The 23,068-nt window shown below is 70.7% G+C and carries 14 protein-coding genes and 1 pseudogene; 9 read left to right on the forward strand and 6 right to left on the reverse strand.

The annotated features are described in order from the left end of the window. The first annotated feature begins 97 nt into the window (after nt 1-97). The 4 genes from B446_RS37950 to B446_RS00800 are packed head-to-tail and all read left to right on the forward strand — an operon-like array spanning nt 98 to nt 6,439. Nucleotides 98-769, forward strand: coding sequence for an SseB family protein (locus B446_RS37950; RefSeq protein WP_106960647.1), 672 nt, complete (start codon nt 98-100; stop codon nt 767-769). Beyond that, nucleotides 769-1,446, forward strand: a complete 678-nt coding sequence (locus tag B446_RS00790) for a hypothetical protein (protein ID WP_020937487.1) — start codon at nt 769-771, stop codon at nt 1,444-1,446. The genes B446_RS37950 and B446_RS00790 overlap by 1 nt, the downstream gene beginning before the upstream one ends. Further along, nucleotides 1,446-6,152: a putative T7SS-secreted protein gene (locus B446_RS00795; RefSeq protein WP_020937488.1), complete on the forward strand. Its 4,707-nt coding sequence runs from the start codon at nt 1,446-1,448 to the stop codon at nt 6,150-6,152. The genes B446_RS00790 and B446_RS00795 overlap by 1 nt, the downstream gene beginning before the upstream one ends. Further along, nucleotides 6,152-6,439: a hypothetical protein gene (locus B446_RS00800; protein WP_020937489.1), complete on the forward strand. Its 288-nt coding sequence runs from the start codon at nt 6,152-6,154 to the stop codon at nt 6,437-6,439. Before B446_RS00795 ends, B446_RS00800 begins: the two co-directional genes overlap by 1 nt. 343 nt (nt 6,440-6,782) lie before the next feature. On the opposite strand, the gene B446_RS00805 is transcribed toward B446_RS00800, so the two are convergent. Then, nucleotides 6,783-7,271: a hypothetical protein gene (locus B446_RS00805; protein WP_020937490.1), complete on the reverse strand. Its 489-nt coding sequence runs from the start codon at nt 7,269-7,271 to the stop codon at nt 6,783-6,785. A gap of 356 nt (nt 7,272-7,627) precedes the next feature. Here B446_RS00805 and B446_RS40030 point away from each other — a divergent pair. Continuing rightward, nucleotides 7,628-7,744, forward strand: a pseudogene (locus tag B446_RS40030) (transglycosylase family protein); the annotation flags it as partial. Nucleotides 7,745-7,847: 103 nt separating this feature from the next. On the opposite strand, the gene B446_RS00810 reads toward B446_RS40030, so the two are convergent. The 4 genes from B446_RS00810 to B446_RS00825 form a co-directional block, all read right to left on the reverse strand. Next, nucleotides 7,848-8,294: a hypothetical protein gene (locus B446_RS00810; protein ID WP_020937491.1), complete on the reverse strand. Its 447-nt coding sequence runs from the start codon at nt 8,292-8,294 to the stop codon at nt 7,848-7,850. Nucleotides 8,295-8,359: 65 nt separating this feature from the next. After that, nucleotides 8,360-12,949 carry a peptidoglycan-binding domain-containing protein gene (locus B446_RS39125; RefSeq protein ID WP_020937492.1) on the reverse strand — a complete coding sequence of 1,530 codons (4,590 nt, stop codon included), beginning with the start codon at nt 12,947-12,949 and terminating at the stop codon, nt 8,360-8,362. Between the two features lie 5 nt (nt 12,950-12,954). After that, nucleotides 12,955-16,203, reverse strand: coding sequence for a hypothetical protein (locus tag B446_RS39850; RefSeq protein WP_193384420.1), 3,249 nt, complete (start codon nt 16,201-16,203; stop codon nt 12,955-12,957). Between the two features lie 219 nt (nt 16,204-16,422). After that, a complete protein-coding gene (locus B446_RS00825) occupies nt 16,423-16,977 on the reverse strand; it encodes a PASTA domain-containing protein (protein ID WP_020937494.1) in 555 nt (184 codons plus the stop codon). Between the two features lie 174 nt (nt 16,978-17,151). On the opposite strand from B446_RS00825, the gene B446_RS00830 reads away from it, so the two are divergent. The 4 genes from B446_RS00830 (at nt 17,152) to B446_RS00845 (ending at nt 21,305) form a co-directional block, all read left to right on the forward strand. Continuing rightward, the gene (locus B446_RS00830; RefSeq protein WP_078614863.1) at nt 17,152-17,841 is read left to right on the forward strand and encodes an AfsR/SARP family transcriptional regulator; all 690 of its coding nucleotides are present in this window, start codon (nt 17,152-17,154) and stop codon (nt 17,839-17,841) included. Nucleotides 17,842-17,933: 92 nt separating this feature from the next. Beyond that, nucleotides 17,934-19,442, forward strand: a complete 1,509-nt coding sequence (locus B446_RS00835; RefSeq protein ID WP_043477098.1) for an esterase/lipase family protein — start codon at nt 17,934-17,936, stop codon at nt 19,440-19,442. A 15-nt stretch (nt 19,443-19,457) separates the two neighbouring features. Then, nucleotides 19,458-19,715 (forward strand): peptidoglycan-binding domain-containing protein, encoded by a 258-nt coding sequence (locus B446_RS00840; RefSeq protein WP_237751100.1) that lies wholly within the window; start codon nt 19,458-19,460, stop codon nt 19,713-19,715. A gap of 357 nt (nt 19,716-20,072) precedes the next feature. Then, the gene (locus B446_RS00845; protein WP_237751101.1) at nt 20,073-21,305 is read left to right on the forward strand and encodes a hypothetical protein; all 1,233 of its coding nucleotides are present in this window, start codon (nt 20,073-20,075) and stop codon (nt 21,303-21,305) included. On the opposite strand, the gene B446_RS00850 is transcribed toward B446_RS00845, so the two are convergent. After that, a complete protein-coding gene (locus tag B446_RS00850) occupies nt 21,289-23,067 on the reverse strand; it encodes an asparagine synthase-related protein (RefSeq protein WP_020937499.1) in 1,779 nt (592 codons plus the stop codon). The genes B446_RS00845 and B446_RS00850 overlap by 17 nt on opposite strands. Between the last annotated feature and the right edge of the window lies 1 nt (nt 23,068).

Here is a 23,068-nt window from a genome sequence, read left to right on the forward strand (position 1 = left end):
GAGCGCAGGTGTGCCGGGGCCGCCGCGGTCGCGGCTGACGGACATCGCCGATCAGACGGTGTTCGACACCGGGCGTAAGAGCCCGGACGCCGAACGTATGGGCCCGGGCACCGGGAGGGCGGGAGCCGGGGCCGCCCCCGAACCGCCGGACGGCGACGAGGGCGCGGAGGCTCCGGGCGGGGCACGGACAGGCGTCGCTCCGGCAAAGCACGCGGATGGACCGGCGCCTGCCGCGTCACCGGACGGGTCCCCTCGCGAACAGGAAGCCGCACGGGCGCGACGGCGGCAGTTCCCGGCCCAGTTGGGTGAGTTCCGGCGGTCGCAGGTGCTGGTGCCGGTCGGAGCGCCCGACGGGCAGGGCGGCGAGGTCGCTCCGCTGACGGTGGACATGGGCGGGGTGCGGTGGATTCTCGCGTTCACCGGGGAGGCCGCGCTGGCGCGGTTCGCGGTGGCCCGTGGAGAAGGGGATCGGCAGTGGCCGTACCGCGGCGTGTGGGGTGCGGCGTTGCTCGATGCGGCCGTGCCCACGGTGGCCGAGTCCGGGATGCCCTGCGGGGTGCTGGTGAACGCGGCCGACGGTGCACGGGGGTTGGTGCTGCCACCGGTGGTGGGCGTGGTGCCGGAGGAGGTCGCGGTGGACCGGCCCGGCGGCCCCGGCCCGGCGGCCTCGCCCGGCTCGTTTGATTCGTCGCCCGGCGCCGCTGCATCGCCGGGCCCCCTTGATTCGTCGCCCGGCGCCGCTGGGCCGGGCAGGCAGGAGGAACGGTGATGGGGGCGATGCCCGCGGCAGGCGGCGGTGCCGGCGAGGGGCAGGAAGGTTTCGGCGGAGTTCCGGGCGGGGCTCCTGACCTGCGGGTCGTCGGGCTGGCGATGATCGCCGACGGGATCAACAAGGCCCTGGGCGAGCTGGGCAAGCTCGGCTTCACCGACAAGGTGGGCTGGTCGGGCGTGGGGCGCGGCTTCGACGACCTGGAGATGGACGGCATGACGATCGGCGACGAGTCCGTCGGGGCCGACTTCCACTCGTTCTGCGAGCGCTGGCAATGGGGGGTGCGGGCCCTGGTCGACGAGGGCAACGCGTTCGCGGAGGCGGTCGGGCTGTCGGCGGGGACCATGTACCAGACGGACCAGCTCGTCAAGAACTCCTTCAAGGTCGGGCTGAACTCCCTGGAAGGCAACCCGTACGCCTCCGAGCAGCAGATCGAGAGCCAGAGCCGGCGGCAGCTGGCCACGCCCGCGTGGCTGCATCCGGACTACAGCGAGAAGTCCTTCCGCGACGGCGCCTCGGCCTCGGAACAGGTTCTCAAGGGAATGGCACGTGACGTGGTGACCACCGAGACGCTGCCCGGCATGGAGAGCGTACCGACCGTGCTCGGCGTCGACCAGGACGAGTACAACGCCGCGGTGAACAAGGAGCTCGGCCTGAAGCAGGAGGGGCAGGGCTGATGTCGGTCTGGAAGTACGGCGGCGAGTTGCTGAGCGGGGGCAAGAACCTCTTCGACCACGCCAAGCGTGAGACGGGGCATCTTGTCGACGAGGGAGCCGACCTCACCGGCGACATGTTCGACGAGGTCGGCGCGCACGGCGTGGCCCAGAAGGTACGGCACGGCGGAGACCGGGTCGCCTCGTATCTCGGTGCGCACGTTGCCGAGCGGCAGCTGGGACCGGACGTCGAGCCGTCCGATCTGATCCACGGCAAGCCGTCCACGATCCGTGACAAGGCCAAGCACCTGCTCGTGTTCGCGACCGCCTTCGAGGAGGTCGGCGTGGGCATGAAGGCCGTGGACTCGGGCGGCTGGAAGGGCCGGGCGGCGGACACCTTCCGGGAGAAGTTCGCCCTGCATCCGGCCAAGTGGCTGCAGTCCGCGGCGGCCTGCCAGGAGGCGGCCGGGGCACTGAACGGCTTCGCCGACACCATCGAATGGGCGCAGGGGCAGGCCAGGGAGGCCATCCGCCGCTACAAGCAGGGCAAGTCCGCCTCCGACGCGCACCGCGAGCAGGTGGAGGCGTACCGGCTCAAGGCGGAGCTGGGCCATGACGACCCGGGGCCGCGGCCTTCCGAGAAGGATCCCGGCGAGCACGCGATGCAGGAGGCGCAGGAGATCCTCGACGCGGCCCGGCGGCAGCGGGACAGTATCGCCGGCGAGACCGGGACCAAACTACGGGCCGCGCTCCAGCACGCTCCCAAGGAGCCGTCGATCGGCGGGCAGCTGAAGCTGGACGGGATGGACTTCATGGCATCCCAGAGCGTCGACGCGGCGCATTTCCTCGCCGGCGCCGTCAAGGGCACGGCGGGCATCGTGAACTTCGCCCGCAGCCTCGACCCGATGGATCCGTACAACCTCACGCACCCGGCCGCCTTCCTGCAGAACAAGGTGGAGCTGCTCGGCGGCGTGGTCTCCATGGCCACGCATCCCGACCGTGCCCTGCAGTCGGCCTGGAACTCGCTCAAGTCGGACCCGTTCCAGTTCGGCGGTGAACTGCTCCCCCAGGCCGCGCTGGCCGTGGCCTCGGACGGGGCCGGAGCCGCGGAGGTGGCCGAGGACGGAGCACTCGCGGCCGAAGGTGCGGAGACCGCGGCAGCGGACGGTGCCGCCGCCGAGACCCCGGGGGCGGCCGAGAGCCAGGGTCCGGGGGACGTCGAGTCGGGGGGCACGGACCCGATCAACCTGGCCACGGGCAAGATGTACCTCGCCCAGACCGACGTGACGCTGCCCGGTTCCCTGCAGTTCGCCTTCAAGCGCCGGGTGGAGTCGGGCTGCACGCACGGGCGCCGGTTCGGTCCTTCGTGGGCGAGCACGGTCGACCAGCGGCTGGACATCACCCCGGCCGGCATCGCCTTCGTCCACGAGGACGGGATGCGGCTCTCCTACCCGCACCCGGCGCCGGGCCTGCCCGTCATGCCGGCGCACGGCCCGCGCTGGCCCCTGAGCCGCGAGGCCGACGGCTACACGGTCACCGATCCGCAGGCCCGGCGGGTGTGGCACTTCGCCGAGCGGAACGAGGCACTGGCCGAGCTGGTACAGATCGACGACGGCAACGGCAACTGGATCGGCTTCGAGTACGACGAGGCGGGGGTCCCCTCGGCCATCGTCCACAGCGGTGGCTACCGCCTGCGGATCGACAGTGCCGACGGGCTGGTCACCGGCCTGCACCTGGCCGGCGGCGGCGAGGGCGGATCCGACCTCCGGCTGGTCCGGTACGGGTACACGCAGGGGAATCTCACCGAGGTCGTGAATTCCTCCGGGCGGCCCCTGCGGTTCGGTTACGACGAGGCGCGCCGGGTGACGTCGTGGACGGACACCAACGGGCACGCGTACGAGTACGCGTACGACGACGCGGACCGGTGCGTCGCGCAGGGCAGCACCGAAGGGCACATGAGCCTCCGGCTGTCCTACGGCGAACGCGACCCGGAGACCGGGCTGCGGACCACGACGGCGGTCAACGGGCAGGGCGCGGTACGCCAGTACTTCGTCAACGACCTGCACCAGATCGTCGCCATCGTGGATCCGGCGGGGCACACCCGCCGCTTCACGCACGACCGGTTCAACCGTCTGCTGTCCGAGACGGACGCGGTCGGCCGTACGACGTCCTACCGCTACGACGACCTGGGGAACGTGGCGGAGACCGTCCGCCCGGACGGCCGGCGCACGACGTTCTCCTACGACGCCCGCGGGCTGCTCACCCGTGTGGTGCGCCCGGACGGAAGCACCGTCCGGCAGGAGTTCGACGACCGCGGGAACCGGACGTCGGTCGCCGATTCCGCGGGCGGCAGGACCTCTTTCGAGTACGACGAGTACGGGCGCCTGACCTCGCTGAGCGACGAGTACGGCCGGGTGACCGAGATACGCTGCGACGCGGCCGGCCTGCCCGTCGAGGTACGTGATCACGCGGGCAACGTCATGCGGTACGAGCGGGACGCGCTCGGCCGCGTCGTGTCGATCACGGACCCCGTGGGCGCGACCGGTGAGATGGAGTGGTCCGTCGAGGGCAGGATCACTCGCCGGCGGAACCCGGACGGGACCGAGGAGACGTGGACCTACGACGGTGAGGGCAACTGCCTCACCCACACGGACACGATCGGCGGCGTGACCCGTTTCGAGTACTCCGGGTTCGACCTGCTCACCGCGCGCATCGAGCCCGACGGTTCCCGCTACGAGTTCGAGTACGACAAGGAGCTCCGCCTGACCCGGGTGACCAACCCCCAGGGGCCGGCGTGGACGTACGCGTACGACGCGGTCGGACGGCTGGTCACGGAGACCGACTTCGGCGGCCGGGTCAGCCGCTACGCCTACAACGCGGACGGCGAGTTGGTGTCGCGAACGAACGCGCTCGGGCAGGTCGTCTCCTTCGAGCACAACGAACTGGGGCAGGTCGTTCGCAAGACCGTCGACGGGGAGGTGACGACGTACTCCTACGACTTCACCGACCAGATCGCGCAGGCCGCCAACGCCCACACCGACCTGACCCTCCTGCGCGACCGGCATGGGCGGCTGGTCTCCGAGAGGATCGGCGACCGTGAAGTGGCGTACCGCTACGACGAGTCCGGGAGGCCCACTGCCCGCACGACGCCGTCGGGCGCCGTGAGCACGTGGGAGTACGACTCCACGGGGAGGCCCTTCCGGCTCACGGCCGACGGTCGTGTCATCGCGCTGGAGTACGACCGGGTCGGCCGGGAGGTGGGCCGCCGGTTCGGTGAGTCCCTGAGCGTCTCCCGGTCGTTCGACGCGATGAACCGGCTGATCTCCCAGGCGGTGGACCACGCGCGCGGGCGTATCCAGTCGAGGACGTACGAGTACCGCGCGGACGGCAGTCTCCTCCAGGTCCAGGACCAGCTGAACGGCGTGCGGCGGTACGAGCTGGACCCGGCGGGAAGGACCACCCGGGTCAGCGGGGCGGGATGGGCGGAGTCCTACTCCTACGACGCGCTCGGCAACCAGCTCTCGGCCGACTGGCCCGGGCGCCAGTTCGGGGACGACGGGTGCGGCGACCGCGCCTACCGGGGCGCCGACCTGGTGCGCGCCGGCCGGATCCGCTACGAGCACGACGCCGCGGGACGGGTGGTACTCCGCCAGAAGACCCGGCTGTCCCGCAAGCCGGACACCTGGCGCTACAGCTGGGACGCGGAGGACCGGCTCACCCAGGTCGTCACTCCCGACGGAACGGTGTGGCGGTACCGGTACGACGCGCTGGGCAGGCGCGTCGGCAAGCAGCGCATGGCCGAGAACGGCGTCGACGTGCTGGAGCAGGTCGACTTCGCCTGGGACGGTGTCTCGCTGTGCGAGCAGACGACCAGCTGGGGGGACTCGGGCGACGCGGTGACCGTGACGTGGCACCTCCACGGCGCGGAGGCGGTGGCGCAGAGCGAGCGCGGGACGAGGGCCACGGCCTCGCAGGAGGAGATCGACGCCCGCTTCTTCGCCATCGTGTCCGATCTCTCGGGGTCTCCCTGCGAACTGGTCGACGAGTCCGGTGAGATCGCCTGGCGGTCGCAGGCCACGAACTGGGGAAAGCTGTCCTGGTCGGTGCGGAGTCACGCCTACACTCCGCTCCGTTTCCCGGGGCAGTATTGCGACTCCGAGACGGGTCTGAACTACAACTACCTCCGGTACTACGATCCCGAGGTGGGCCAGTACGTCAGCCAGGACCCGCTCGGCCTGGCTCCGGCGGCCAACCCCGTCGGGTACGTGGACCGCCCCTCGGTCCTCTGCGATCCCCTCGGGCTCGCGCCCCAGAAGTCACCGATTCCGCCGAAGCCGTACGAGACGCCGAATCTCGCAGACCTGGCGAAGCAGTTCAATCCCGAGGGAGGGATGACGAACTGCACCTACACCGTCGACGCATTCGAGCGCTATCTTCGCGGCGAGGGAATAAACCCCGTGCCGGGAGACATCAAAATTCAGCAACTCGACCGACTGGAGCACGTGTACGGAGGCAGCTTCGAGCGCAAGGGTTTCTGGGAAATGGTCGACCATATCCGGAACTCCGGTGACGGTGCGCGCGGTATAGTCGCGGCACGCCCCTGGACAGACGACCCCGGTCATGTGTTCCACATCGTAAACCACCAGGGTCGGGTACTTTTCGTCGACGTGCAGACGGGATTCGTCGACCCCATGCTCTACAAGACGTTCAAATTGATGAGGACCAACTGATGTACACGATGCAGCAAGCGGAACAGCTGGCCAAGGATTTCCTCCGGGAGAAAAGCGCTGAGTCGGAGTGCGAGCTCGCCCTGTTCGAGGAGGACGGATACCGGGCGGAGAAGGGCGAGTTCTTCTACTTCGCCTTCCAGGGGGCGAAATACGTCGCCACCAGGGACGACACGTACTTCCTCTACGGACCCACCAATATCTCGGTGCACCGCACGACCGGCGAATGCCGACTGCTCAGCGCCCACGAATCGTTGACGCTGGACCCCTTCGACCGCCGTTCACGCTGACCGCTTCCGGGACGCCGTCCTCTTCGCCGCCGTCTTGGCCGTGGTCGCCTTCTTGCCACCCGCCGCCTCGGCCGCCGACTTGCTCGCCGTCGCCTTCTCGGCGGCGGCCTTCTTCCCGGCCGTGGAGGCGGGGGTGCCATCGGTGGTCTCGGCGAACAGGAAGTGGTTGAAACCGTGCGTGAGGGTCCGCCCTGCCCGTCGAATCCAGGCCGTTGGACCCCGTCGGACGCAGAAGATGCTGCAGGTCCCCGGGTCGAGACAGCCTGGGAGTGGACCGTGCCACCTTCGGTTACTGGCGGGCGTGGCCGCTTCTCGCTCCGTGGAGAGGCTACTGGCCAGAGGATCAGTGACCGCTGTCGATGTACGCCGCCCCTGCGATCCGCAGTGCCGTATGCGCACTCCGGGAACGGTCCCGGGCGGCCTCAAGGGCGGTTTCGACGTCGGGTCGGAACCGCCCGTCGGCTGCCGGGCCCAAGGCGATGTCGGGAAGTCTGATCGCCGTCCTCCAGGCTGTCTCAGCAGCAGCCAGTAGCGCTGGATCCGTGAGTACCAGGAGCCCTAGCCGGTCCCGTGCGACGGTTGCCGCGCTGCGCGTTGAGGCCAGCCGGGAGCGCTCTTCGCTCGTCTCGGCGTCGCCCACTCGCCGAGCGGCCACGGTCAGCCAGTGCACCTCCCGGTGCCGGACCACTGCCTCTAGCAGATCCGCGACTGCGCGCGTCACCTCCTGACGGTTTGCCGCGTCACGGGCCCGCCGGTCTGTCGCACGCTGCGCGTAGCCCGCAAGAGCGGCACCGGCGAGGGTGCCGAGCACGGCGACGATGCTGGACCACACGGTCTGCTCCTCGATGGTGCGCCGATGTGACGTCATCCCCCTGACCGACTAAGCCGAAGCATCCTGGTTGCTGGCCGACCTGGCACGCGCCGGATGGCGCGCCACCACACTCGCCCAACACCTGGACGTCAGGCGATGATGCCGCCAAGACTGCCATCCGCCAAATTTCGGTCGGTCATTGACCCTTCGTCGAATCGCGAGCCCGGATGCCTGCGACGGGCAACCGCAACCGTCTCGGGCGACAGGTCGATGCCGAACGCGGTCGCCCGCAAGACTGAAGGTGCGCCGTCACGTGGCAGGCCCGCAGCCGAGATCAGTGACTGGCCCGGCGTCGGGGGCCCGCGGTCAAGCTGGGGGCGGCCGGCGGCCTGAAGTAGGCGAGCCGGGCCGACGGGGCCACGCGCAGGGAGCAGATCGCCGTGGCCAGACGCTTGGCGGCCATCCAGGGGATGTCGGCCTGGGGCTGCGCCTGAGCGGTCACGGGTACCGCTCCCTCGGAGCGGGGCGGCAGCTCGAGCCGTCACCCCGCTCGGCGCACACGGCGCACGGCGGCCCCCACCGGGGTGGGTCCGCGGCTCAGTGTCCCGGCGACAGCACGGCGTAGGTGACCGGTGTCCCGTCGTCCAGTTTGGTGCGGATGAACTGCTCGTTCATCGTGGGCTTGGAGTTGAGCAGCGACACGGCGACGCCGACGGGCCCCTCCAGGAATTCGAGGACCCCACCGGCCGCGGTCTCCGCGAACATCTGCGCGATCCGCTTGAGTGACGCTTCCTGGAGCAGTTCCCCGACGAACTCCTCCATCTCCGAGGAGCTTTCGGGTGGTCCGTTGTAGATGGTCACGTAGTAGCCGCTGTTCTGGCGCGGGCTGACGTTGATCGTGGCGTCGTCCCGGACGGGGGTCCCGGCCGGCGCTTCCCTCGGTATGGGGATCAGCGTCCCGTCGGGGTCGGGTGCAGCCTCGAAGCGGTCGGCGGCGTCGGTCTGCGAACTGGGCAGCGTGTCCTGCAGTGTTTCGTCGGACATGACGATTTCCTCCTGTTCCTGCTGCGGCATGTACGGGGTGATGTGCGCGTCGAGGGAATGTCGACTCAGTGGTGGAAGCCGCCGCCGTGGCGCCCGCGTCGGTCGTCGCCGTCGCCGCGGCGGTCGTGCCGGTCGTCGTTCTCGTGGTCGTCGGGCTCGTCGTGGTCGTCGTGCACGGGCGGGAGGTCGACGGTGTCGCAGTAGATCACCGGTCCCGGGGGCGTGGCCGGGGCGGGGCCGTCGGGCGGGACGCCCTCGGTCTCCATGACCAGCAGCCGCAGAGGTGCCCCGCCCGGCGCGGGCGGTACCGCGATCCGGCCCCTGTAGGTCGGTCTGTCGGTCGACTCCGCCTCCACCGACACGAGGGGGGTGACGGTGTCGTCCAGCGTCACCCAGCCGAGATCCGCGTCGCCGACGGCCTCGTGCCGGCGCTGCAACGCGGCCGTGATCTGCGGAGGCCGGGAACCGGTCGGGTCCCAGGAGGGGCCGGTGAGGGCGACCGAGAGCGACCGGCCGGGGAGGACCGTCAGTTCGCGGTCGGGCAGGGTGCGGACGAGGTCGGCGAGGACGACCGGTGAGGCCTCGTGTCCGGGGATCGAGTCGGGCTGGTACCGGACCAGGGCGAGCCGGACGAAGGGCATACAGGTGTCGCCGGTGTCCAGTTCGAGGTCGCAGAACCAGCGGCCGTCCTTCTCGTCCCTGTCGAACTGCGGGGTGAACCCCACGACCGTCACGGGCAGCGGTCCGTTGGGCGTCTTCAGGGTGAGCGGCTCGGGCGCCCCGACCGTGTTGGTGAACACCTCAGGGGCCGGGGCCACGACGGGCGCGGAGCGGTGGAGGGGGTCCCGGCCCATCAGGGTGACCCAGGCGTCCTGCGCGGATGCCGGATCGCCGCCGGGCGGCTCGCCCAGGACCACGCCGAGCAGTTCGCCGTCTCCGGAGGAGTACCAGGGACGGCCCAGGTACACGCGGATGCCTCCACCGCGCCGTCGCCGGACGATGGCGCCGGGCTTCCCGTGGTCCTCCTCCAGGGAGAGCGTGGGGACGCAGTACAGGACGCGCGGTGCCGTGGGCTGCGCGCTGCTGGGCACCGAGTGGGTGCTCACGGCGCCGCGCACGGTCAGTTCGCCCGCGCCGGGCTCGGCGAATTCCGGCGGGAAGCAGTCGCCGAACCGGCTGCCGGCCAGCGGGCGGTAGCGCACCACGCGGTGTTTGGTGTCGCCGAACTCGTGCTTCCCGATAAGTGGCGTCGAGCCCGCCGCGGCCTCCGCCTCGGCCGCCTCGGTGCTGAAGGTCAGGACGCCGTCCTGGAGGACGGCGGGCTTCTCGCCGGGCGTGCCGGTCCGGACGGCCCGCGCCGTCAGCAGTCCGAACACCGGCGCGGTCATGTGCTGGGTGACGCGGCCGTCGGGGCCCTCGTCCGTCACCTCGGTCCAGTCGGCGACCAGATCGACGCGGCCCGTGCTGTTCTCGTCCAGTGCGATGGTGCCGGCGAGGTGCTCCGCCGTCGCCCCTTCGGCGCGCGGGTTCTTCGGAGACGGCGGGAACAGGTTCAGCACGGGGGTCCGCAGGGGCTTTTGCACGGCGTGGACGAGGGTCAGCTCGTGCCAGGGCGTGAACATCCAGTGGCGGCCGGCCGCGGCGAGTTCAAGCGCGCGCTCGGCCTTCTGCCGCTCGGCCGTTCTCCCCGCCTCGGTCACCTCCTCCGGCGGTGCCGCGAGTCCGGGTTTCGGCTCCGGGGGCGCCGTGCACCATGACGCCATGCCCATGAGGTCGGCGTCGAAGTCGATGCCGGAGCTCACGCGGACGGTGGCCGTGGCGCCCTGGGGCAGCGACACGGTCAGCACCCGGGACGCCGCGTCGAAGCGGGGCGGCGCGGTTCCTTCGGCGAGCCTGAGCCGGAAGGACTTGGGACGGTGCCAGACGTCGCCGTCCCAGGGGACGGGGAAGGGCTGCCCGGCGGGCACCCCCGGCAGGCCGAACAGGACGGCCCCACGGGCCAGCGGGTCGGGAAGGCCTCGCATCTCGACCTGTTCCCCCGTGTGCAGGGCGGTCACCGCCGGATGCTCGGGGTCCGCCGCCGGTGAGGGGACGGGCTTCAGCTGTACGCCCGGGCCGGGGTCGTCCAGGGAGTCCTTCTCGCGTACGGCCAGTGCGTAGACCGCGTTCTGTACGGCGTGGTCGGTGGAGCCGATGGCTTCGTCCAGCAGTCCGTGCCACTCCACGCACCGCAGCGATGTCTTCGGCGCCACCACGTGGCGTTCGTCGACACCCTGGTAGGGAGCGTGGCCCCGCTCGGTGACCAGCCCGGTCCTGTTGAACTGCGCGGCGTACTGCTCCGCCGTGCCGCCGGGCATCGGACCCCCGCGCGATCCGGGTCCGCAGTCGACGGTGAAACCGCACTTCAGACCCAGCTCGGTCAGGGTGAGGCAGCCGGGTGTGCCGTCGGCGTCGGCCCCGAAGAAGCCCTGGTCCCGTTGCTCCTCGGCGTAGGCGGCCGTCGTGTGGTCGAAGAACTTGCCGTCCGCGCCGTGCGGGAGGTCGTGGCCCAGGGCCATGAGTGCCTTCTGGACGACGACGACGTCGTCGTTCGTCAGTCTGGGCCGGACATTGGCCAGCGACACTCGGGGGAGGGATGCCGCGGGGCCGGGCGCGGCAGCCGGTGGCGGCTGGTCCCCGGGGCTGCTGCGGATCACCATCCGGAAGGTGGAGGCGCCCTCGGCCGGCTGCAGTCTCGGTACCACCGCCGGGCCCGGTACGGCCTCGAACCGCCGGAAGAGCAGCGGCGGATCGGGGACCGCGACGCCGGGCAGGTGCATCAGGGCATCGGCCTGCGCGAGGTCGAGCCCGTGGCCCGTCAGATCGACGGTGCGCAGCCGTACTCGGTACCGGTGGCCGTAGCGCAGGGTCGGCAGGGAGGCGTCCGCCGGCTTGACCGTGATCTCCAACGGCAGTCCTGGCGGCGCCTCGTTGGTAAGTGGTACCGGGGGGTTGGGGGCCCTGTGAGCGTCGGGGTCCCCGACGTCGGTGTCCAGCACCAGGCCCGGGAAGGGCGCGGACAGGGACCAGCCGCGCCAGACGGCCAGCGTCTCGGGTACGTGGAGCGCCGGATCGCTCGGCGATGAAGCCAAATGGGCCTGGAAGAAGCCTTCGTCGGAGGCCCTCAGCAGGACCGGTCCGCCGCGGGCCTGCCGGTACTCCACCTCGCGTGCGTGCAGCGAGAACCAGGCATTGCGCTGCTCGTCCCAGATGTCCATCCGGTGTCCGCGGATCAGGTCCTGAGCGGTGAGGACGGGCGGGGCCGCCGGGGATCCGTGGTCGTCCGGGTCCTGGGGACTTTGAGCGCTGTGGGGGCTCTGGGGGGCCTGTGGACCCTGAGGGTCCTGCGGGCTCTGCGGGTCCTGCGCCGACGTCTGCTCCCTCTGCTGCTGGACCACGCCTCTGAAGGCCGCGTGGAGTCCGGCCGCCTGGCGGAACTCCGTACCGAGTCGCGCCGCGCGCGCGTCCTGGATCAGCGAGATCCCCTGCGTCCGCACCGGGGACAGTCCTGTGGCGTTCTCGGGGACATCCAGCATCTTGAGCGCGGCGCCGTCGATGTCCGCCTCCTCGACGGTGAACTGCCCGGCGAGCGGGACGAGCCCGCGGGACGGCTCGGCGAGCGGGCCACCCGTGCCCGGCGCCTGCGCCGCCGCGGGGACGAAGATGCGGCGGACGGGTACGGCCGGGTCCGGGTGAAAGGGGTCGTCGCCGAAGAAGTAGCGGGTGAGGCAGGCGACGTCGTACGAGTCGGAGCCCAGCGCCGAGTCCCAATGGGGAAGGACGGTCAGCAGCCGCTCGCCCGAGGACTCGGGGAGCCCGGTCAGTTCGAAGGTCAGCACCAGTCCGAGGTGCTGCAGCAGTTCGGGATGGTCACCGAGTGACGTGAGCATCGTATGGAAGTCGGTGGGAGGTGGGGCCGGCGGTGGCGGAGGCTTCTCCTGCCCGGCCTGCGGCGGTCCACCGGCCGGTGGTTGTCCGTCGGCCAGTGTCTGCGCTCCGGCCGGCGTCCCGTCGCCCGTGGACGGGGCGGCTTTCGAGGGCTTGTGGAACTCCATCAGGTCCTGCAGTTCCGCGGGCACGAATCCGTTCCCGTTCCCTCCTGCTGGAGCCTCTTCCAGACGGCTCCGCGGGTCCTTCTTCACGGCGGCGCTGCAGTCCCGCAGCACCTCCGTGGTCACGGGTGGTGCCTCGGGCGAGTCCTTGGCCGCCCTTGCATAGACGTCCCTGGTGTACCCGCTGACCCCCTGCGTCGAGTAGCTGCGCAGTGCCGGCGGGGTCGGGTCGTCGGGGAACCTCTCCAGCTGGGTGCCGGCCTGGAAGATGCTCTGCCACAGATGCGTGTCCGGAGCCGGGCCCTGCGGCCGGAGCTGACCGGTGAAGGCGACGGGTGCGGGCGGCGGCACCTCGCTGAGCGTGGTGGCGAACTCGAAGGTGGCCGCCGTGACCTTCCCCGGCCAGTCGAGGAAGTCGGGGAAGCGGGCCAGCGTCGCCTTCCCGTTGTCGGGGGGCTGCAGCCGGGGGGCGACGAACACCCGCACCCGCACCCGGGAGCCGTCGTCCGAGAGCCCGGCCGGGAGGACCGTCCAATTGATGTGCTGTTCGAAAGACCTGGACATGGACCTCACCCGTGGGGCTGGGGGGCGTACGCCTTGCAGAAGTCGCGCCAGTGCGGTTCCAGCGGAACGCAGTCGGCGAAGGACGGGTCGCACGGGGCGCCGGAGAAGCTCCGTTCGAGATCGAGCGACACGGACTTGCTGAAAAAGGCGATCCGTACGCTGACCGTGAGCGTTCCCCTGCCGGTGACCACCGACTGGCGTCCTTGCTTCACGTAGGTGAGTTCGAGGTTGAACTCGACGGACACCGTCACGATGCCGAGCACGCACAGGAAGCCACTGCAGCGCAGATGTCCGGAGAAGACGATCCGGTCCTGTGCCCCTTTCTGCAGGGTGAAGCGGATGCCCGCCATGATCGAGACCCCGCCGCGCGCGACCCCGATATCGAGCGCCGCGGCGCCGCCGAACTCTATGGCGGCGTCGATCTCCTGCACACCGCGTGTGTCGACCCGCAGGGAGAAGAAGCCGCCGCCCCCGAGCAGGGACACGGTGACTCTGAAGGGGTGTTCCGGTTCGGCGACGGAGAAGCGGAACGAGACGGGACCGTCGAAGGGGATGGTCAGCTCGGCGGCGAGCGAGACGTTCGACAGGGTGAAGACGCCGATCTCGAGGGCCGGGACGGCGAACTTGTAGCCCGCCCGGATGCTTGTGCCGTCGACGTCCACGTAGGCACCGGCCCCGAAGACGTCGGCGGGCAGCGCACTGCGCAGGGTGTTGACGAATTCCAGAGCGCCCCTGAACTTCAGCTCCACGCCGCCTGCCGTGACGTCGGGCTTCTTGCCGGGGCCGGAGGCGAACTTCAGCTCGTCGATGTGCACCTCGGCGATCTCGAAGAAGTCCAGCGCGAAGTCGGTCAGGCTGCCCCGCACGGTGGCTTGGTCGACGGCGTCCGGTGAGCGGACGGTACGGGCGTCCAGGGTCAGGGTGGCGTCGTTCAGCTTCACGGGGAACGGCGACGGCCCCTTCTGCTCGGCTTCGTTCGACCCGTCGACTCCGCCCAGCGTGGTCTTCCACACGTAGCGCAGTTCCTTGCCAGGGCCGTCCGCCAGGTCACGGACCCGGAGCACCGGTGCGGGCAGCACCCCCTTGACGTCTCCCAGGATGTCGTCGATCTGCTTGTCGTCCAGCTGCTGCAGAGTGCCGTGGTGGTCCGCCGGGATGTCCCGCAGGAACCGGTCGAGGGGGATCATGCCGAGCAGGTTCGCTCCGGCGAACGCCTTCTTCATGGCGTCCAGGTCGAGCGCGGCGACGACGGCCTTGGTCGTCGGGTCCCGTTTGAAGGCGTCCGGGATGACCCCCGCCTGCGCGGTGATCAGTTCGAGCACGGTCTTCGGGCCGGCGAGCCCGCCGGCCTTCTCCGCCCCGATCGCGAGCGTGACCGGTTGCTGGAGAGTGAGGTAGGCGCCGGCCGGGTGCGCGGCCATGCCCTGCTCGAGATAGGTCTCGTTGGGCACGACCCCCACGTCACCGGTCTTCCCGGTGAACTGCTCGACGGCTTCGACGCGTACCTGCGCCCGCTGCACGTAGGGCATGCCGACCACGCAGCGGCCGGAGTCCTGCTGCACGTCCGTGGCGCGTACGAAGGTTCCGAGGCCGAAGGTCAGCCTGCCGACCGCGTGACTGGTGCTGCCGGGAGCACCACCCGGTGGTTGCGCCATGGCCATCACCTGGCCGCGCAGCTCGCAGGTCCTGCGGTCCGGGTCCTTCAGGTAGAGACTCCCCAACAGCGTCTCGGTGTCGCACGGCTGCAGCGAGTTGTCCGGCGCCCGCGTCAGGAGTTGCCCGTCGGGCACGAACACCAGTGGCATCTGGAAGCCGACCTGTCTGTTCTCGCAGTCCGTACCGATCACGGTGAACAGGAAGTCCTTGCCATCGGCAGCGAGTTGCACCCAGAAGGCGGTGTGGTCCCTGATCGGCGTCGTCCTGTCGCCCGGATCCGACCGCACGTCCGGCTGCTTGATCAGCGGTGTGACACGGTCGGTGATGCGCAGGCTGCTGAAGGGCATCTCCCGTCCCGCGAACGTGTAGCGCTTCTCCTGGTCGTACTGGACCTCCGGCTGCTTGACGATGATGCGGTCCTCCCGCCGCAGGTAGGCGACGATCCCGTCGTGCTGGCTCGCGGCGAACACCCTCCGGAACTCCGTCACGTGCGATGCCAGGTGACCGGTGCACAGCCGGCCACGGGTGACCACGCGGATGTACTGGTCCCGTCCCAGGCCCGTGATGTGGTCGTACGCCTCCAGGGCCGGGAAGGGCCCGGGCTGCGGGGTCCCGTCGTCCTTGAGCGGTGCTTTCCAGACGCCGTGCAGGTGGGCCGACGCGCCGAGCGGCGTCACGATGAACTGCTCGGACTGCAACGGCGCGTTCGGGGCCTCGGTGGGCGTACCACCCGGAGGCGTGGGCCGGGCCCGGCTGGTGAGGGTGACCAGGTCCTCCCGGTTCAGGCTGGTGAGGGGTCCGTCGTCGCCGAGGTTCGGACTGCGGTCCCGTACCGCCGAGAACGCCCGCAGCCGTACGTCTCCGCCCCGTGCGGCGAACAGCCGCGCGTGCCACAGCGCGGTGCGTCCGTCGGCCTGATGGGGCTGCGGCCGGACCGACCAGCCCACCGGTTCGTCGTAGGTGAGCAGCAGCCGGGTGGGGAATTCGAGGACGCTTCCGGGGACACCCCGGAAGATCACCGACCCCGCGGTGTCCGGGGCCTGCAGGCCGTCCGGAACCTTCAACGGCACGAGTCGGCGGCCCCAGTCGAGCAACGCCTCCAGCGACAGGTCCAGACCCTCGGGGTCGGTCGGCGCCGAGAAGGCCAGCGTCGTCGGACCCGACGCGAAGGCCGCGACGGGATCGGTCGGGGCGGAACTGCCCACCGGGAAGTACTGCTCCACGACATGCTGCGGTGGCAGCGTCGCCAGGAGGAACGCCGCCGCACCCGGGTCCCGCGGCACCAGGCGGTGGCCGTCGAGGCGCAGATTGAGCAGGGTGATGTCGACGACGAGCATGTCGGCCGGGCGCACGACCCGGATCGGCTTCTGTGTGACGTCGTCGCTGTCCGGCGGACCGGGATCCGGGGGCCTTCCCGGGTCCGGGGGATGCGGGCCGGGGTCGGGACCGGGACCGCGCGGGCCGCGAGGCCCGTCGTCGTCGGAGTCCCGCCCGCGGTCGCGGCCGGAGGGCCGGCGGCCGCCGAAGCCTCCGCGGAAACCACCACCCCCGCCACCACCGTCGCCGCCGTGGTGGGCCACGACGGAAGGGTCGCGCAAGTCGCCGAAGGACCTCAGGACGACAGAACGTGTCGTGGGGAGAAGCATGGGAAAACGCCTCGTTCGAGGTCGTGAGAACAGTGCGCGCCGCGCCGCGCCGCCCACCTCTCCCCCGATTTTCACTCCTTCGACGCGTTCCCGCCACCGGAGACCGGCCCCCGAGCAGGCATTTTCATCATCAACCAGTGACGCTTCAATAATATTTGACGGAGCATCAGCTCATGGGAACGTCACCTTCACCGCCGTGCCCCGGGGGACCGTGGCTCCCTTGGCGGGGTCCTGGCGGGAGATGGCGGCCGGTGCCGCGGACGGCCCCGAGTCGGGTGCCAGCTCCAGCTTCAGCGTGGTCCCGCCCAGCTTCACGGCGGCCTCGTCCTTGGTGCACCTGATCAGGTCGGGCACCACTTCCTCGCCCCCGAAGGCGGCGCTCAGCACATCCTTGCGGGCATCCTCGGCGGCCTTGCCCGAGAAGTAGAAGGCCACCGCCGACCCGACGGCCGCGGCGAGCGCTCCGATCAGCGTGCTGCGCAGGTTGGTGTCCCGTACGGCGAAGGCCACCGCGCAGAACGCCATGAGGCCGGTGACCAGTGCCATGGCCACCCAGCTGCGCACGACGCTGTTCGACGACACCGTGCGGCCCGGCACCACACGCCGGGCGACGACCAGGACGATCCCGATGGCCACGACGGTGGACAGCAGGATCCACAGCAGGACCTGGACGTGCCCCCACGAGATGGTCGCCGGGTCGTCCGTCTGCAAACGGAGAACGCCCATGGTTCGGTCCTCCCGCCGGCTTTCCGGAAGACCGGCCGTGCCTTCGGTGGAGTTCCCCCTGCCGAGTCTCGTCGTCGGCCGACGGGTCCGCAAACCGCGGAGTTGCACGGTCCCGCCGCACCGGCCGAGACTGTTGTCGAGAGGCTCACGGTGTCTTCCCCTCCCCAATTGCGACTGCTCGGCCACTTCCGGCTGGAATGCGGTGCCGAGCCGGTCGAGCTGTGCCGCAACGGGCAGCGCCTGCTGGCGTTCGTCGCGCTGCGCAGACGCGTGTCCCGCAGGGTCCTCGCCGGGACGCTGTGGCCCGAGGTCACCGAGGAGCACGCCAGGGGCAGCCTGCGCACCACCCCGTGGAAGCTCCCGCGGGGTGATCAGCCGCTGGTCCGGTGCTCCGGGGACTCGCTCGTGAGCGCCGACACCCTGTACGTCGACGTGCACGCCTTCACCGAGACCGCGCTCGGTGTCGTCCAGGGCGGCGGGCCGCCGCCCGCCGCCCAGCTCCCGCAAGGGCTGCTGCGCGGAGAGGACCTGCTGCCCGGCTGGGACGAGGAATGGCTGCTGCCGGAACGTGAGCGCCTGCGGCAGTTGCGGCTGCACGCCCTCGACGCGCTGGCCGAGGCGCTCGTCCACGAGGGCAGGCTGGCGCTCGCCCTGGAGGCGGCGTGGGAGAGCGTGCGCGCGGAGCCGCTCCGGGGGAGCGCGCACCGGGCCGCCGTCTCCGCGCACCTCGCGGAAGGAAATCTCAGCGAAGCGGTTCGTCACTACCGCTCGTTCCAGCGGCTGCGGGAGGAGCTGGGCGTGGAGCCGTTCGCTCGCTTCACCCGGATGCCGGCCCGCCACGGTTGGCGCCTGACGAGCCGGTGACGCCGACGGCGGCCTGACGCCGCATTGACGCCCCATTGACGCCGGGCTGACGGCACGTCCGTAGCCTCGACATGCAGATCCTGGAGGACCGCATGGCACCGACCCCGAAACTGCCGATCGTCTACGTCCGGGGATACGCCGGTGACACCGCCGGCATCGACAAGGTGGTGACGGATCCGTTCTACGGGTTCAACCAGGGCTCCACCCACGTCCGTATCGGGCCGGACGACGCTCCGTGCTTCTACGAGTTCGAGAGCCCGCTGCTGCGTCTGCACCTGGACGAGGGCTACCGGATCCTGGTCGACGGCGGCCAGGAGCTCTATCTCGCCGGACACGACAGCATCCCGCCCGACAGCGTCTGGATCCACCGGTTCTACGACGCCTCGGCGACCACCTGGGGCGGGCACCCCCGGGCGTTCCGGCTGGAGACGGCCGCGGAGGACCTGCTGCGGCTGATCGACATGATCAGGGCCAAGTCGGGAGCGGAACGGGTGCACCTGGTCGCGCACTCCATGGGCGGCCTGGTGTGCCGCTGCCTGATCCAGAAGATCCTCCCGGACCTCGGCCGCGATCCGGCCGACTGCGTGGGCCGGCTCTTCACCTACGGCACCCCTCACGGCGGCATCGCGTTCGACGTCGGCTTCGGTGTGCTGGAGAGGCTGCGTGACGTCACCGGCATCGACGGCGCGGACATCTTCGGGCGTGAACGCATGTACGAGTATCTGACGCCGAAGGCGCGAACGGATCCCGACGGCCCGCCGCCGCGGTGGGACGCCCGCGCTATGCCGGACGAGGGGACGTTCCACGCCCCCGACCGCGTCTTCTGCCTGATCGGCACCGACCCGACCGACTACGACGTGGCGTACGGCCTGTCAGCGGCCACGGTCGGCCCGCGCAGCGACGGCCTGGTGCAGATCGGCAACGCGTACGTCCCCGACACCCACCAGGCGTACGTGCACCGCAGTCACAGCGGGCGCTACGGACTCGTCAACTCCGAGGAGGGCTACCAGAACATGCGGCGCTTCCTGTTCGGCGACTGCAGGGCCGAGGCCGCGCTCGTCGGGGTCCGGCTGCCGCAGCGGCCCGACACGGTGTGGCAGGCCGAGGTGCGGCTGTCGGTCCGCGGCCTGCAGATTGTCACGCACGAGCGGACGAGCGCCCACTGGTGCCCCCTGCAACTGCCGGACGGCGGCCCGGACGACGGGGCGACGGTCCCCCTGGCGGAGACGTTCCTGTGCAGCAGTCTCCGGCCGGACGACACGGGCACCATGCGGTACGCGCTACACCTGCGGATCCTGTCGCTGCGGCGCCGTGACGGTCTGCTGAGCTTCGCCGACCATCTGGAGCAGACCGCCGACTTCGACGACATCCTGGTGATCGACGTCCGCCCGGACCCCGCCGCCCCGATACCCGCGGTCTCGGCCTGCTGGAACTCCGCCATCACCGGACCGATCAGCGCCTACCGGCCCGACAGCCACGCTCTTCGCGACGACGACCTCGTTCCGGGCTCCTGGGCCGGCCACGTCCCCCTGCCCGCCACCGCCGCCCCGATCCTCGGGGAGGACGCGCGGATCAGGCTCACCGTGACCCCCTGGGGCTGACGACACGAGCCGAACATGAAAGGAAGCGAACCGGCCATGGTCTCCCTGTCCAACCTCCGTCCCGGCGCGAGCAACGACGACGTCCGCACCGTTCAGCAGGCCCTGATCGACCAGGGCCACGCCATCCCCAGCGGCCCCACCGGATTCTTCGGCGAACAGACCAGGACCGCCTACCGCGAGGAACAGCTCGCCCTGGGCTACGCGGAGACCGAGCCCGACGGCATCCCCGGCTACGCCTCCCTGAGCGCACTCGGTGCGACCGGTACCACGTGAACCTCACCGGTTCGAACTTCGCCGCCCGGGTGCAGCAGGCGGATCCGCACCGCCGGCCGCACGGTTAGTAGGACCAGGCCGCGCCCTCCCCGGCGGAACCCGCCCGGCAGACCGCGCGGGTATCGGGGAGGTCCCACGTCCGGGGGCGTCCGATGGCGCCCCCGTGGATCACCACGGACGATGGTGACGAACCCCCGGCACGGCGGCGGAACCCCCGCGGCCGCGCCGCACACGTGCGTCCCGCCCCGGCTCGGGATCCCAGGAGGTGATCGGGTGCGGACTCCCCCCAAACCGCACACCGGCTTGCGCCCGAAGGTGTTACGGCCCTCGCTAAAAACCCGGCGGGCACAGCTGGACATGTCAGTGGTCCTGCTGGTCCTCCTCGGTACCACGGTGCTGCTGGGCTGGTTCGGGCTCGGCAACTTCGCCCATGCCCTCACCTTCCCCGGACGCCTCACCGGTGCCGTCCTGATCGCGGTCGCGTTCACCACGCTCCTGGCTGCAGGCGCGGCCCTGGATTACTGGGTCGGGCACAGTTTCCAGTACTCCGGCCTCGTCGTACTGATCGGAGCGTTCGCGGCGCTGCTGATCGACGCCCTGCTTCTGCTCAGGACGCTGAAGAACGGCGATCTGACGCTCTTCCCGGCGCTGTTCGGCGCACTCACGGCGGGGGCGGCCTGGGCTCTCGTCACCGTGTGGCGGACGTCGGTCACGGTCCCCGCACCGAAACGGGTGGCCGCTGCGCTGCTGGTCTCCTCGATCCTCGCCGTCGCTAATTTCGGCTACCAGAACCTCTATCTGCCGTACCGGCGCGAGGCCAGGCCTCTCATCACGTTGTCCGTGGGAAAGGCTGTGCTGGCCAAGGACCGCAAGGCGTTCGCCGTGCCCGTGGATGTCACGTTCCAGAACCACGCCGACGTGGGGTTCTATGTGCTCGGCACCGAATTCCACGCCATGGGGGAACAGGTGCACCTGGCCAGCAGGGACCGCCTCCGTGAGCAGTGGCGAAGCGATGCCCAGCAGTTCGCGGCCTCCTCGGGGGACATGTATCCACTCTCCCGCAGGGAGATTCACCAGACTGGCGAGCTGGTGGAAGCGAAACCCTGGATGCAGCCCGGTAACTGGATCGAGCCGAACGACGCGTTCACCACGCGCATGGTCGTACAACTACCCGTGGACACGCGGTACGACCAGGTGGCCTTCTATGCCACCGCGAGCCTTGCGCGCAAGGATCAGATCGTGCTGGATCCACCGCTCAATTTCGTCACGACCTCCTGGGGACGTGGCCACATCCCGCAACGGGTGAAGAACCTACAGAAAAAGGGCACCGACTCCCTCGTCTACCGCGCTCGGGTGCACGAGAACAACGCGATCGACGAAGCCATCAGACAGCCGCGATTCGTCACCGTGTACTGGCAGTTCGGCACACACGGTGCAACGGTGTCGACGAGCATCACACGCAAGGGCGATGACGACAACAGCGAGCCGTCCGGGGAGGAACTACGGCAACTGGTGAGCCGGTACGGTCTCGTCGATCTCTTCGCCGGCCCTGTCGAGCAGACTCTGTGGGACATCAAGAACCAGCGCTGAGCCCCTCCAGCCACGCCACCAGCGCCAGCGAGCTGTTCATCCGGTCCCAGGAGTACGCGTCCCCCAGGCCGAGCCGGGCCTCCCGCACGGCCCCGCACAGCGTGTCGACGTCGAACATCTCCGCGATCAGCGGATGCCGGGCGGAGCGGCACAGGGCGACAAGTTCGTCGCCGTGTCTGCGCAGGCCGCGGGCGTAGAGGTCGTCGAAGGGGATCTTGACCGCCCTGCCGCTGATTGGGGCCGGGAGCAGGTCCGCCAGGGCCTCGCGGAGGACGGCCTTCGGACGGCCCGGCCGGAACACGGCCGCGGCGGACAGGCGGCTCATCGTGGCGACGACCTCCGGGTCGAGGAACGGGTGCGAGAGGAAGAACCCGTCCCGTTCGGCCCGGTGCCAGGACAGCGGATCGGGCGCGGCCAGGTAGTTGGCGGCGTCGTACAGCGACTGTTCCGGTCTGCGCCCGAACACGAAGCGGCTCTCCGCGATCCGGGCCTCGCGGAACCCGTGGGCCCGGGCGAAGCCGGGCCGCAGCCAGCGGGGGCGGTCGAAGGTGCCGAGTCCGCCCAGCATCGTTCCGCCACGGGCCAGTGCGGTGATCCGTTCGGCGGTGAGCGGGGCGGTCGGCCGGACGACGTAGGCGTGGACGACGTCCCGCAGGCCCCTTTCACTTCCCTCGGCCCAGGCGCGTGCCTGCCGGGTCAGCTGCCGGAGCCGGCCCGTGCGGGCGAGCCTGTGCAGGTGGAAGGGGTTGGCGTCGACGACCGGATCGGCCCCGCAGCCGGTCAGGAGGGTGTCGCAGCCCAGTTCCGCGGCCGCGTCGTGGAGTCTGCTCCAGAACGGGGCGCGGAACGCGTGCGCATGGGGCTCGTCCGCGTCGCCCGCGTGGTGCGGGAAGTCGTCGAAGTCGGCCACGTCGTCGGCGTCGACGACCACCGGGCGGCCCGTGGGGGCGTGCCGCCGGATCCCCTCCAGCGCCAGGTCGAGGTACGGCTGCTCCCCGGCCAGCTCCCCGTGGTGGAAGCGCCCGGCGAGCAGGACGAGCTCCCCGGTTCCGGCGTGTCCCGCGGCCAGCAGGCGTGCGGCGAGCAGCGCCACACCGGTGGAGTCGGTGCCGCCCGAGACATGGCAGGCCGTCGTCGTGCCCATACGGCGTCCGACGGCGTTCTCCAGCGCCAGGCGCAGCTCCCGCGCGGCCTCGTCGAGGCCGGGTCCGCCGACGAGGGACGCGGGCGCGTCGGCGGTGGCACGGGCGCGTCGCGGCGTACGGACGCGCAACCGCCCGGCGAGGGAGAGCTCCACCACTTCGCCGCCGAGGACACGGTGGACCCCGGTGAACGGCGTGAGGTCCGTGTGCGGTTGCGCCAGGTTCCCGATGAGGTAGCGGCAGAAGTAGCGGGGTTCCAACTCGGTGGCGCGGCCCAGGGTGCGGGCAGAGGTGCTCACGGCGTCCACGCGACCTGCGGACTCTCTGAAGAACAGGGGGATGCGTGCCTGTTCGTCGCGCGTCAGGAGGATGCGGTCCCGGCACACGGCGACGGCCGCGTAGTCGCCGGCCGGCATCGTCGGGGCCTCTCCCTGCCTGCCGCAGGCGTCGAGGAGGCCGCGTGCGCCCGTCACCCGGTCGCGGGCCGAACCGGCCCAGCCGACGACGGCCGCGGTGCCGGCCGGCGAGGAGACCGTCGTCACGAGTCCCCGACGTGCCAGGGCGTCGGTGGTCCGGAGCCTCGGTGCGCCGCCCGCCCACTCAAGGCGCAGGGCGTCCATG

It is taken from the genome of Streptomyces collinus Tu 365, assembly GCF_000444875.1.
GTDB lineage: Bacteria > Actinomycetota > Actinomycetes > Streptomycetales > Streptomycetaceae > Streptomyces > Streptomyces collinus_A.

Coding starts and splice junctions, on each gene's coding strand:
- B446_RS37950 (WP_106960647.1), top strand. CDS start 98: ATGGGCCCGGGCACCGGGAGGGCGGGAGCCGGGGCCGCCCCCGAACCG.
- B446_RS00790 (WP_020937487.1), top strand. CDS start 769: ATGGGGGCGATGCCCGCGGCAGGCGGCGGTGCCGGCGAGGGGCAGGAA.
- B446_RS00795 (WP_020937488.1), top strand. CDS start 1,446: ATGTCGGTCTGGAAGTACGGCGGCGAGTTGCTGAGCGGGGGCAAGAAC.
- B446_RS00800 (WP_020937489.1), top strand. CDS start 6,152: ATGTACACGATGCAGCAAGCGGAACAGCTGGCCAAGGATTTCCTCCGG.
- B446_RS00810 (WP_020937491.1), bottom strand. CDS start 8,294: ATGTCCGACGAAACACTGCAGGACACGCTGCCCAGTTCGCAGACCGAC.
- B446_RS39125 (WP_020937492.1), bottom strand. CDS start 12,949: ATGTCCAGGTCTTTCGAACAGCACATCAATTGGACGGTCCTCCCGGCC.
- B446_RS00825 (WP_020937494.1), bottom strand. CDS start 16,977: ATGGGCGTTCTCCGTTTGCAGACGGACGACCCGGCGACCATCTCGTGG.
- B446_RS00835 (WP_043477098.1), top strand. CDS start 17,934: ATGGCACCGACCCCGAAACTGCCGATCGTCTACGTCCGGGGATACGCC.
- B446_RS00840 (WP_237751100.1), top strand. CDS start 19,458: ATGAAAGGAAGCGAACCGGCCATGGTCTCCCTGTCCAACCTCCGTCCC.
- B446_RS00845 (WP_237751101.1), top strand. CDS start 20,073: ATGTCAGTGGTCCTGCTGGTCCTCCTCGGTACCACGGTGCTGCTGGGC.
- B446_RS00850 (WP_020937499.1), bottom strand. CDS start 23,067: ATGGACGCCCTGCGCCTTGAGTGGGCGGGCGGCGCACCGAGGCTCCGG.